Below are 13243 nucleotides of genomic sequence, written 5' to 3' on the forward strand. Positions count from 1 at the left end.
GTTCGCCGGTGCTGGACTATCCCCTGCCGAGCTCCTTGTTGATGAACTCGAAGATCTCGTCATCCGTGGCCGCGTCGAGCTTGTCCGCAACGGTGGCGCCTTCCGTCTTCTCCCCGATGTCACTCAACTTGGCCAGCATGGTCCGAAGTCGAGCGGTGATCAGGGGGTGAGCGCCATCGTCTGGGGAAACTGCTGAAATCGCGAGCTCGATGCGGTCGAGCTCGGTGAACAGGTTCACCTCCTGCCCGGCGGCACCGCCGAGCTCGTTGAGCACGTGCCCGGCCAGGGCGGTCGGGGTCGGGTGGTCGAACACCAGCGAGGCGGCCAGCCGCAGGCCGGTGGCCGTGTTGAGCCGGTTGCGCAGCTCCACGGCGGTCAGCGAGTCGAAGCCCAGCTCCTTGAACGGCCGGACCGGGTCCACCTCGTCCTTGCCCGCGTGCCCGAGCACCGCGGCCACCCGCTCCCGCACCAGGTCGAGCACGACCCGCTCCTGCTGCGCGGCGGGCAGCCCGGCCAGCTCCTCGGCCAGCGTGGACTCGCCCTCGACGGCCTCCGGCACGGCGTCCAGCACACGCCGCACCTCGGGCAGCTCGTCGAGCAGGGGGCGCCGCCGGGCCATGGTGAACCCGGGCGTGAACAGCTCCCAGTCCACGTCGGCCACGGCGAGGAACGTCTCGTCCAGGTCCATGGCCTGCTGCAACGCGGCGACCGTCAGCTTCGGGTCCATCGCACGCACGCCACGCTTGCGCAGTCGCTGCTCGTCCTCCTCAGTGCCCACCATGCCGCCACCGGCCCACGCACCCCACGCGACCGCAGTGGCCGTAGCACCGCGTGCACGTCGCTGCTCGGCCAGTGCGTCGAGGAAGGCGTTGGCGGCCGCGTAGGCCGCTTGGCCGCCACTGCCCCACACACCCGCGTTGGACGACAGCAGGATGAAGGCGTCCAACTGCTGGTCAGCGAGCAGTTCGTCCAGGTTGACCGCACCGGCCACCTTGGCCTCAGCAGCCGCTGCGAACTCCTGTGCGGTCGTGTCCGCCAGTGCGGCAGGTGTGACCACGCCCGCCGCGTGCACCACGGCGCGCACGGGGTCCCCGTCGGCCTCCAGCGACTTGAGCAGCCCCGAGAGCGCGTCCCGGTCCGCCGCGTCGCAGGCCGCCACGGTGACGCGGGCGCCCAGCGCGGTGAGCTCGGCCTCCAGCTCGGACACCCCGTCGGCGTCCCGGCCACGGCGGCTGGTCAGCACCAGATGCTCGGCCCCGTTGCCCGCCAGCCAGCGGGCGAGGTGCCCACCGATGGCCCCGGTGCCGCCGGTGATCAGCACCGTGCCCTGCGCGGCGAAGTTCCGGACTGCGGTCCGGTTGGCGGCGGGATCGTGCACCAGCCTGCGCGCCAGCACCGTGGCCCCGCGCAGGGCGAGCTGGTCCTCCTCGCCGGTCAGCGCGCTCCAGAGCGGTTCGGGTGCGTGCTCGTGCAGGTCGATCAGGCCGCCCCAGCGCTGCGGGTGCTCCAGGCCGATGACCCGGCCCATGCCCCACACCAGCGCCTGCGCGGGGCTGATCCGCTCCCCCGGCCGCCCGGTGAGCACGCCGCCGCTGGTGATCAGCCAGAGCGGGGCCTCGATGCCCACGTCGCCCAGGGCCTGGGTGAGCGCGAGCGTGCTCACGACGCCACGGGGCAGCACCGGGTAGTCCTGGTGCGGCTGCTCGTCCTGACCGAGCAGGGACACGACGCCCGCGGGGGCGTGGGCCACCAGCAGGGTGGCGAACTGGGCCCGGTCGATCGTGTTCGGGTCCACCGTGATCGTGACGACCTCGGCCCCGCTGCCGTCGAGCAGGCTCGTGTCGGCACCCTGTGGGGCCACGACCAGCCAGGTGCCGGTCAGCTTGCCGGTGGCCGTGACGGGCTTCCAGGTGATCCGGTACCGCCAACTGTCGACAGTTGACTGTTGACGCTGCTGGCGGCGCCAGCTGGACAGGACGGGCAGTGCCCCGGTGAGCAGGTCGGCGTCGTCCAGGCCGAGCGTGCCCAGGTCCCCGTTGTCCACGGCCGCCCAGAACGCGGCGTCCACCGGGTCGGCCCCGGTCTGCTCGGTCGGCACCGCGGGCTTGGGCCAGTAGTTCTGCCGCTGGAACGGGTAGGTCGGCAGGTCGACGCGCCGTGCGTCGGCCGGGAACACCACCGACCAGTCCGGCTCCACACCCCGCACCCACAGCTCCGCCAGCGAGGCGTAGAAGCGGACCGCAGTCCCCTCGTTGCGCCGCAGCGTGCCGGTGACCACGCCGTCCACGATGTCGCCGACCCCGGAGGTCAGCACCGGGTGGGACGACACCTCGACGAACGCCGTGTGCCCGCTCTCGGCCAGTCCGCGGATCGCCGTCTCGAACTGCACCGTCTGCCGCAGGTTGGTGTACCAGTAGCCCGCGTCCATGGCGCTGGTGTCCAGCCACTCGCCGGTCACCGTGCTGAAGAACGGCACCTCGCTGGACTGCGGCTGGATCGGCGCCAGGACCTCGGCGAGCCTGTCCTCGATCAGCTCCACGTGAGCGGTGTGCGAGGCGTAGTCCACCGGGATCTTGCGAGCCCGCTCGTGCGTGGCCACCAACTCGTCCAACGCCGCCGGGTCACCCGCCACGACAATCGAGGACGGACCGTTGAACGCCGCGATGCTGACCTTGTCGCTCAACAGCGGCTCGACCTCAGCCAGCGGCAGCGCCACCGACACCATGCCGCCCTTGCCCGCCAACACGTCGGCAATGGCCTTGCTGCGCAGGGCAACAACCCGGGCCGCGTCCTGAAGGGTCAGCGCGCCAGCAACAGCGGCCGCCGCGATCTCACCCTGCGAGTGGCCAACCACAGCATCCGGCGTAATGCCGTGCGCACGCCACACCTCAGCCAGCGACACCATCACAGCCCACGACATCGGCTGCACAACATCGACCCGCTCAAACGCCTTCGCGTCATTCAGCGACTCGAACAAATCCCAATCCACGAACTCACCCAGCGCGACAGCACACTCCGCCATCCGCTCAGCAAAAACCGTCGACGTAGCAAGCAAGTCAGTCGCCATACCCACCCACTGCGAACCCTGACCCGGGAACACGAACACCCGCTTGCCCTCAACATCGGCCGTGCCCTCGACCTGCACATCACCGATCAGCACCGCGCGACGCTCCAGCGCCGCACGGCCGCTCACCAGCGAGTAGCCCACGTCCACGGAGCGCTGCCCGGTGGCACCGGCCAGCACGCGGTCGACCTGCTCGCGCAGGGCCGCCTCGCTGCGGGCCGACAGCGGCCACGGCACGACCTTGTCTTCAGCGGCGGGCGCGGCCTCGACAGCGGGTGCCTGCTCGATCACGACGTGCGCGTTGGTGCCGCTCACCCCGAAGGAGGAGACGCCAGCGCGCCGTACCGGGCTGGCCCACTGCCGCGCGGCCGTGAGCAGTTCGATCTTGCCCGCCGACCAGTCCACATGGGACGAAGGCTCGGTCACGTGCAAGGTCTGCGGCAACACGCCGTGCTGCATGGCCAGCACCATCTTGATGACACCGGCAACACCGGCGGCCGCCTGGGTGTGGCCGACGTTGGACTTGATCGACCCCAGCCAGAGCGGAGCCTCGCGGTCCTGGCCGTACGTGGCGAGCAAGGCCTGCGCCTCGATCGGGTCGCCCAGCGTCGTGCCCGTGCCGTGCGCCTCCACAGCGTCCACATCGGACGGACGAAGACCCGCGTTGGCCAGCGCCTGGCGGATGACCCGCTGCTGCGAAGGACCGTTCGGAGCGGTCAGACCGTTCGACGCACCGTCCTGGTTCACCGCGGAACCCTTGACCACGGCCAGGATCGGGTGCCCGTTGCGCTGCGCATCGGACAGCCGCTCCACCAGCAGCATGCCCACACCCTCGCCCCAGCCCGTTCCGTCGGCGCTGTCGGAGAAGGCCTTGCACCGACCGTCCTGCGCGAGACCGCGCTGACGGCTGAACTCCACGAACACGGCCGGGGTCGCCATCACGGTGACGCCACCGGCCAGTGCCAGCTCGCACTCCCCCGCGCGCAGGGCCTGCACCGCGAGGTGCAGCGCCACCAGCGAGGAGGAGCAGGCCGTGTCCACCGTGACGGCCGGTCCCTGCAAGCCGAAGGTGTAGGACAGCCGCCCGGACACGACGCTGGCGGAGCTGCCGGTGGCCATGTAGCCGTCCAGCCGCTCAGCCGACTGGTGCAGCAGGATGCCGTAGTCCTGGCCGTTGGTCCCGGCGAACACGCCGGTCTGGCTGCCCTTCAGCGACCTCGGGTCGATGCCCGCGCGCTCCATGGCCTCCCAGCTGACCTCCAGCAGCAGCCGCTGCTGCGGGTCCATGGCCAGGGCCTCGCGCGGGGAGATCTCGAAGAAGGCCGGGTCGAACCGGCCCGCGCCGTCGAGGAAACCGCCCTCGCGCACGTAGGAGGTGCCCGCGCTGTCCGGGTCGGCGTCGTAGAGCGAGCCCAGGTCCCAGCCGCGGTCGGCGGGGAACTCGGTGATCGCGTCCTCGCCCAGCTCCAGCAGGCGCCACAACGCCTCCGGCGAGTCGACCCCGCCAGGGAAGCGGCAGCTCATGCCCACGATGGCGATCGGCTCGTCGTTGGCGGCGCTGGCCGTCACCAGTGCGGCGGCCCGCGCGTCCCCGAGCAGCTCACCGCGCAGGTACTCGGCGAGGTCGGCCGAGGTCGGGTAGTCGTAGATCAGCGTGGCGGGCAGGCTCAGCCCGGTGACGGCGCCGAGCCCGTTGCGCAGCTCCACGGCCATCAGCGAGTCGAAGCCCAGCTCCTGGAACGGCTTGGCCAGGTCGATCTCCTCGGCCGAGCCGAAGCCCAGCACGGTGGCGACCATGCCGCGCACCACCTCGCGCAGCTGCCTGACCTGGTCCGAAGTGGACAGTCCGGCCAGCTTGCCGCGCAGCGCCGACTCGTCGGCATCCACCCGCTCCACATTGCTCAGCGCCTGGCGGACCTCGGGCAGGTCGGAGACGAGCTTGAGGGTGTGCGCGCCGACGGTGGGCGCGAGCTTGACCCAGTCGATGTCGACCAGCGTGACCTGGGCCAGGCCCAGTCGCACCGCGCGGTGCAGTGCGGTCACGGCGAGTTCCGGTGCCAGCGGGGACATTCCGGTGCGGCGCAGTCGTTCGGTCACCGCGTCCTGTGCGGCCATGCCGCCCTCGGCCCACGGGCCCCAGGCGATCGAGGTCGCGGTGAGCCCGCGCGCACGGCGCGACTCGGCGATGCCGTCCAGTGCCGCGTTGGCCGCCGCGTAGCTGGCCTGCCCCGCGCCGCCGAAGGTGCCCGCGAAGGAGGAGAACAGCACGAAGGCGTCCAGCTCGCGGTCGGCGGTCAGCTCGTCCAGGTTCAGCGCGGCCTGGACCTTCGGCCGCAGCACGGCATCCAGCCGCTCGGGCGTCACCGAGTCCAGGATGCTGTCGTCCACGACACCAGCCGCGTGCACCACGGCGGTCAGGTCCTCGATGCCGTCCAGCAACGTGGACAGGGCATCGCGGTCCGCCACGTCGCAAGCCGCGATCGTCACGCGGTCGCCGAGCTCGGCCGCCAGTTCGGCGGCGCCCTCGGCCGCCATGCCACGGCGGCTGGTCAGCACCAGGCGCTCGGCCCCGTTGTCGGCGAGCCAGCGCGCGACGTGCCCGCCCAGCGCGCCGGTACCGCCAGTGATCAGCACGGTGCCGCTGGGGTTCCAGTCGGTCCGCTCCACGGTCGTACCGTGGTCGAGCCTGCGGGCGAACAGGCCCGAGTTCCGAACGGACACCTGATTCTCGCCGGTCAGCCCGGCCAGCACCCCGCAAAGCCGGTCGACTGCCTTGGCGTCAACGGATTCCGGGAGGTCGACCAAGCCGCCCCAGCGCTGCGGGTACTCCATCGCGGCAACCCGGCCCAGGCCCCACACGGCCGACTGCACGGGGTCCTCGCCACGGGTCGCCAGCCACAGCGGGGCCTCGACCCCAGCGTCGCCCAAGGCCTGCGCGAGCGCGACGACCGTGGCCAGCGCCAGGTTCTCCGTGAGCGCGAGCACACCGCTGACGTCCATATCGGACAGTTGGGCCGCCAGCTCCTCGCGCGTGCCGCCAGCGGGCACCGTCACGACCTCGGCCCCGCGCTGCTCCAGACCCGCGATGACCGTGGCGGCGAGTTCGTCGGCACCAGGGGCCGCCACGAGCCAGCGCCCGGTCAGCTCCGGGTTGGACGGCTCGGTGATCGGCTTCCAGACCACCTCGTACTGCCAGGACTCCACAGTGGACTTGGGCCGCGCGAACTCCGCCGGGGCCGAGGGCTCCAGCCAGTAGCGCTGCCGCTGGAAGGCGTAGGTCGGCAGGTCCACCCGCTGGCCGCCCCAGCCGTCGAAGACCTGCTCCCAGTCCGGGGACCAGCCGGTGACGTGCACCTCGGCCAGGGCCGCGAGCAGGGCACGGACCTCGGACTGGTTCTTGCGCAGCACGGGCACGCCACCGGCCAGCGCCGACAGCACCCCGTCCGGTCCGATCTCCAGGAAGCGGGCGACCCCGCGCCCGGTGAGGAACGTGACCCCGTCGTGGAAGCGCACGGCCTCGCGCACGTGCCGCACCCAGTACTCCGGCGTGTCCAGCTCCGTGGCCAGCTCACCGGTCACATTGGACACGACGGCGATCGTCGGGGCCGAGTAGACCAGCTGCTCGGCGACGCGCCGGAACTCGGCGAGCATGTCGTCCATGCGCGGGGAGTGGAACGCGTGGCTCACCCGCAGGCGCCGGGTCTTGCGGTCCGCGAACCGGTCCGCAATCGCTTGCGCCGCGTCCTCGTCCCCCGACACCACAACGGAGTCCGGGCCGTTGATCGCCGCGATCGACACCCGGTCGGTCAGGTGCGGGGCCACCTCGGCCTCGGTCGCCTGGATGGCGATCATCGCCCCGCCGACGGGCAGGGCCTGCATGAGCCGACCCCGCGCGGACACCAGTCGGCAACTGTCCGCAAGGGACAGTACCCCGGCGACGTGCGCCGCGACGAGCTCGCCGATCGAGTGGCCGATCAGGTAGTCCGGCCGCAGGCCCCAGGACTCCAGCAGGCGGAACAGCGCCACCTCGATGGCGAACAGGGCGGCCTGCGTGTACTCGGTCTGGTCCAGCAGCTCCGACTCACCGAACATGACGTCCCGGAGCGGCAGGTCGATGTGCGCGAACACCTCGTCCAAGGCGTCGGCGAACACCGGGAACGCCTCGTACAGCTCGCGGCCCATGCCCGCGCGCTGCGAGCCCTGACCGGAGAACATGTAGGCGGACAACCCGGTGACCACCGAGCCGGTGACCAGCCCGCCGGGCACTGGCTCACCGGCGGCCAGGGAACGCAGGGCGTCGAGGTCGAAGGCGACCGCCCGGTGCTCGAAGGACGTGCGCGAGGTGGCGAGCGAGTAGCCAAGGTCCACGGGACGGCTGTCCACAAGGGACAGCAAACGCTTGGCCTGGTCCCGCAGTGCCGCGGAGTTCCGGCCGGACACCAACAGCGGCACCGATTCGGGCGCCCGCGACTCGGTGACGACCTGTTCAGCGGCGGGGGCCTGCTCGATGATCGTGTGCGCGTTGGTGCCGCTGAGGCCGAAGGAGGACACGGCGGCGCGGCGCGGGCGGCCGGTCTCCGGCCAGGACCGCGTCTCGGTGATCAGCTCGACCTGCCCGGCCGACCAGTCCACGTGCTCGGATGCCTCGTCGGCGTGCAGCGTCTTGGGCATGACCCCGTTGCGCAGGGCCATCACCATCTTGATGATGCTGGCCATGCCCGCGGCGGCCTGGGTGTGACCGAAGTTGGACTTGATCGACCCCAGTGGCAGCGGCTCGGCACGGTCCTGGCCGTAGGTGGCCAGCAGGGCCTGCGCCTCGATCGGGTCGCCCAGCACGGTGCCCGTGCCGTGCGCCTCGACGATGTCCACATCGGACGGTGTGAGCCCGCCACTGGCCAGCGCGGCGCGGATCACCCGCTGCTGGGAGGGACCGTTGGGGGCGGTCATGCCGTTGGAGGCGCCGTCCTGGTTGATCGCCGAGCCACGCACCACCGCCAGCACCGGGTGGCCGTTGCGCTGCGCGTCGGACAGCCGCTCCAGCAGCAGCATGCCCGCGCCCTCGCCCCAGCCCGTACCGTCGGAGCCCGCGGAGAACGGCTTGCACCGGCCGTCGCGGGCCAGTCCGCCCTGGCGGCTGAACTCGATGAACCCGCCCGCGGTGGCCATGACGGTGACGCCGCCGACCAACGCGACGGAGCACTCCCCCGCGCGCAGGGCCTGCGCGGCCAGGTGCAGTGCCACCAGCGAGGAGGAGCAAGCGGTGTCGATCGAGACCGCCGGCCCCTCCATGCCGAGGGTGTAGGCGATGCGCCCGGACAGTGCGGAGGCCGCGGTACCGGTCAGCAGGTGCGCGGCGGCCTCGTCGCTGGGGTCCCAGATCCCGGTTCCGTAACCGCTGTTCGAGGCACCGATGAACACGCCGCCCGTGCCGCCGCGCAGTGAGCCGGGCACGATGCCCGCGCGTTCCACGGCCTCCCAACAGGTTTCCAGCAGGAGCCGCTGCTGCGGGTCCATCGCCAGGGCCTCACGAGGCGAGATGCCGAAGAAGACCGGGTCGAACTGGTCCACGTCGTAGACGAAGCCGCCCTCACGGGCGTAGCTGGTGCCTGGCCGGGTGGACTCCGGGTCGTACAGGTTGGCCAGGTCCCAGCCGCGGTCGGCAGGGAAGCCGGAGATCGCGTCGGTGCCCTCGAACACCAAGCGCCACAGGTCTTCCGGGTTGCGCACGCCACCGGGGAAGCGGCAGGCCATGGACACGATGGCGATCGGGTCGTCGGCGAGCGCGGCGGTGACCGGCTCGGTGCGGGCCGGGGCCGTGTCGGTGCCGAGCAGTTCGGCACGCAGGTGGTCCACCAGCACCAGCGGGTTCGGGTAGTCGAACACCAGCGAGGAGGGCAGTTGCAGGCCGGTGACGGCGGTCAGCCGGTTGCGGACCTCCACGGCCGTCAGCGAGTCGAAGCCCAGATCGCGGAAAGCCCTGGTGGGCTCGATCTCCTCGGCGGAGGCATGTCCCAGTGCGGCGGCGGCCTGCTCGCGCACGACCTCCAGCAGCACGCGGTCGCGTTCCGGACCGAGCAGTCCAGCAAGCTGCTCGCGCAGCGGGGAGGCCGTCTCGGTGGGTGCGGCCGCCACGGGGCGCTGTGCCTCGGGCAGCTCGCCCAGCAGTGGGCGGGGCCGGGCGGCGGTGTAGCCCATCAGGAACCGCGCCCAGTCCATGTCCGCGATCGTCAGCGTGGCCTCGCCGCTGGCGACTGCCTGGAACAGCGCGGACAGCGCCAGGTCGGGCGCCATCGCGAGCAGGCCGCGGCGGCGCAGTTCGGCCTCACCGTCGGCGAGCATGCCCGCGCCCGCCCACGGACCCCAGGCCAGCGAAGTCGCTGCCAGGCCGCGGGATCGGCGCTGCTCGGCGAGCCCGTCGAGGTAGGAGTTGACCGCCGAGTACGTGCCCTGGCCGCCGCTGCCCCAGGTGCTGGCGATGGAGGAGAACAGCACGAAGGCGTCCAGTTCACGGTCGGCGAGCAGCTCGTCCAGGTGCCGGGCGCCCTGGACCTTGGCGGCGCCGAGCGTGGCAAGTTCCTCCGGCGTGATCTCGGCCAGCGGCGTGAAGGTCGTGGTGCCCGCGGCGTGCACGACGCTGCGCAGGTCCTCAATGCTGGCAAGGAGTTCGGCCACCGCCTCGCGGTCAGCGATGTCGCAGGCGACGATCCGCACCCGGTCACCGAGTTCGGCGGCGAGTTCGGCCGCACCGGGTGCGTCCGCGCCACGGCGGCTGGTCAGCACCAGGCGCTCCGCACCGTGTTCGGCCATCCAGCGCGCCACCTGGGCACCGAGCCCGCCGGTACCGCCGGTGATCAGCGTGGTGCCCTCGGGCCGCCAACCCGTTGCGGTGGCGGTCAGTTCGGGTGCGTGCACGAGGCGGCGCACCATGAGCCCGGCCGGGCGCAGCGCGAGCTGGTCCTCGTCCCCGGCGCCGGCCAGCGCCGCGGCGAGTCGGCCACGCGCCCGCGCGTCCAGGTCGGCGGGCAGGTCGATCAGGCCGCCCCAGCGGTCGGGGTGCTCCAGCGACATCGTGCGACCCAGGCCCCAGACCTGGCTCTGCGCCGGGCTGGTCAGCCGGTCGGACCTGCCCACCGAGACCGCGCCCCTGGTCAGTACCCACAGCGGCGCCTCGGTCGGCAGGTCCTGCATGAGCCGCAGCGTGGCGGCCAGGCCGGTGTCCTCGTTGAGCGCCAGCAGGGACACGATGCCCTGATAGGTCACCTCGGCGTGCGGTTCGGTGTGCACCGTCGCGCCGTGCTCGGTGAGGGCTTGGGCCACCTGCTCGCCCTGGCGCTCGGGGTCGATCAGCAGCCAGGTGCCGGTCAGCTCGCCGCTGGCCGTGAACGGCTTCCAGTTGACCCGGTATCGCCAACCATCCACGGTGGACTGCTGGTCGCGGCGCCTGCGGTACGCGCTGAGCACCGGCAGGGCGGCGCCGAGCGAGGCCTGCTCCTCGGCATCGCTGGTGAGCGCGGCCAGGTCGGACTGCTCCACGGCACGCCAGAAGCCCTCGTCGGCCCCGCCACCCGCGACGATCTCCTCGATCTCGCGCGGGGTGGGCCAGTAGCGCTGGTGCTGGAACGGGTAGGTCGGCAGGTCGATGCGGGTGGCCCCGCTGCCCTCGAAGAACTGCGCCCAGTCCACCGGCACGCCGTTGACGTGCAGGGTGGCCAGCGCGGTGAGGACCGTCTGCTTCTCGTCACGGCCCTTGCGCAGGGTCGGCGTGCCCTCAGCCAGCGCCGACAGCACACCGTCCGGCCCAAGCTCCAGGAACTTCGTCACGCCCTGCTTGCGCAGGTGCTCGACGCCCGCGTGGAACCGCACGGCCTCACGAACGTGCCGCACCCAGTACTCGGGAGTCGTCGGGTCGCCCTCGGTGTTGCCCACCACCGGGATCTGCGGCTCGGCGTAGGTCAAGTCCGCCGCGACCTTGCGGAACTCGTCCAGCATCGGGTCCATCAGCGGCGAGTGGAACGCGTGGCTGACGGTCAGGCGGCGCGTTTTGCGTTCGGTGAAGTTCGCGACGACAGTCTCAACCGCGTCCTCGTCGCCCGAGACGACCACCGAGTCCGGACCGTTGATCGCCGCGATCGACACCCGATCGGTCAGGTGGGGCAGGACCTCGTCCTCAGTCGCCTGGATCGCGACCATCGCGCCGCCGGCGGGCAGCGCGCCCATCAGCTTGCCGCGAGCCGCAACCAGCTTCGCCGCGTCCTCCAGCGACAGGATCCCCGCGACGTGGGCCGCGGCGAGCTCACCAATCGAGTGGCCCATCAGGAAGTCGGGCTTGACGCCCCAGGACTCGAACAGCCGGTACAGCGCGACCTCGATCGCGAACAACGCCGGCTGCGTGTACTCGGTGCGGTGCAACAGCTCCGAGTCGCCGAACATGACGTTCTTCAGATCATTGGAGAAGTGCGCCAGCACCTCGTCCAAAGATCCAGCGAACTTGGGAAAAGCCTGGTAGAGCTCACGGCCCATGCCCGCGCGCTGCGAACCCTGCCCGGAGAACAGGAACGCCAGCGGCCCAGGCGTGGCAACACCCGTCACGGGGTTGTCGAACCCGTCGAAGGACACGGCCCGGTGCTCGAAGGTCGCGCGCGAGGTCGCCAGGGAGTAGGCCAGGTCGACCGGGTCGGCCTCGAACCCGGCGAGCTGCTCGGCCTGTGCCTGGAGCGCGGCGGCGGTGCGGCCGGACACCAGGTACGGCAGCACGGAGGGCGTGACCCGCTGCTGCGGCTTGGCCTCCTCCTCGGGGGCCTGCTCCAGGATGACGTGCGCGTTGGTACCGCCCACGCCGAAGGCGGACACGCCGATGCGGCGCGGGTGGTCGGTGACCGGCCAAGGCGTGTTCTCGGTGAGCAGCTGGGCGTTGCCGGTGGTCCAGTCCACCTGCTCGGAGGGCTTGTCGATGTGCAGGGACTTGGGCAGTTCCCCGTGGCGCAGCGCGAGCACCGACTTGATCACACCAGCCACACCGGCCGCGGCCTGGGTGTGGCCAAGGTTGGACTTGACCGAGCCGAGCAGGATCGGGCGGTCGGCCGGGCGGTCCTGGCCATAGGTGGCCAGCAGGGCGTGGGCCTCGATCGGGTCGCCGAGCACGGTGCCCGTGCCGTGCGCCTCGATGGCGTCCACATCGGAGGCCTTCAGGCCCGCGTTCTCCAGGGCCTTGCGGATCATCTTGCGCTGGGACGGGCCGTTCGGCGCGGTCAGGCCGTTGGACGCACCGTCCTGGTTGACCGCCGAGCCACGCACCACCGCCAGCACGGGGTGACCGTTGCGGCGAGCGTCGGAAAGGCGCTCCAGCAACAACATGCCGACGCCCTCGGACCAGCCCGTGCCGTCGGCGGCGTCCGCGAACGCCTTGCACCGGCCGTCGGGGGCCAACCCGCGCTGCTTGCTGAACTCGGCGAAGGCGGCGGGCGTGGACATGACGGTGACGCCACCGGCCACGGCCAGCGAGCACTCGCCCTGGCGCAGGGCCTGCGCGGCCATGTGCAGGGTCACCAGCGAGGAGGAGCACGCGGTGTCCACGGTGACCGCAGGACCTTCGAGCCCGAAGGTGTAGGACAGGCGGCCGGAGGCGATCGCGGCGGTGTTGCCCGCGAGGTAGTGGCCCGCCAGGTCCTCGCCGGAGTTCTGCAACGCCACCGCGTAGTACTGGCTGATCAGGCCGACGAACACACCGGTCTGGCTGCCGCGCAGGGTGGCCGGGTCGATCCCCGCCCGCTCGAAGACCTCCCAGGTGCCCTCCAGCAGCAGGCGCTGCTGCGGGTCCATGGCCAGGGCGTCGCGGGGCGAGATGCCGAAGAAGCCCGCGTCGAACTTGGCGGCGTCGTAGAGGAAACCGCCGCCAATCGAGTGGCTGCTGTCCGAAAGGGACGGATCGTCCCCACGCAGCGCGTCCAGATCCCAACCGCGGTCGGTCGGGAAGTCCGAGACCACGTCCCCGCCCTCGCGCAGCAACCGCCACAGGTCCTCGGGCGAGCTGACGCCACCGGGGAACCGGCAGCTCATGCCGACGACGGCGATCGGGGCACTGGCCGCGGCCACCAGCTCGCGGTTGCGCTCACGCAGCCGGTCGACTTCCTTCAGCGAGGCGCGAAGTGCCTCGACCACCTTGTCGGCGGGCTTGGTCAT

The 13243-nt window shown here is 71.7% G+C and carries 1 protein-coding gene; it reads right to left on the reverse strand.

The genetic code is table 11. The annotated features are described in order from the left end of the window. Nucleotides 1–16: 16 nt before the first annotated feature. Nucleotides 17–13243 carry a type I polyketide synthase gene (locus tag KALB_RS48835; RefSeq protein WP_025359806.1) on the reverse strand — a complete coding sequence of 4409 codons (13227 nt, stop codon included), beginning with the start codon at nt 13241–13243 and terminating at the stop codon, nt 17–19.

This window comes from Kutzneria viridogrisea DSM 43870 (genome assembly GCF_000525635.1).
Taxonomy (GTDB): domain Bacteria; phylum Actinomycetota; class Actinomycetes; order Mycobacteriales; family Pseudonocardiaceae; genus Kutzneria; species Kutzneria viridogrisea.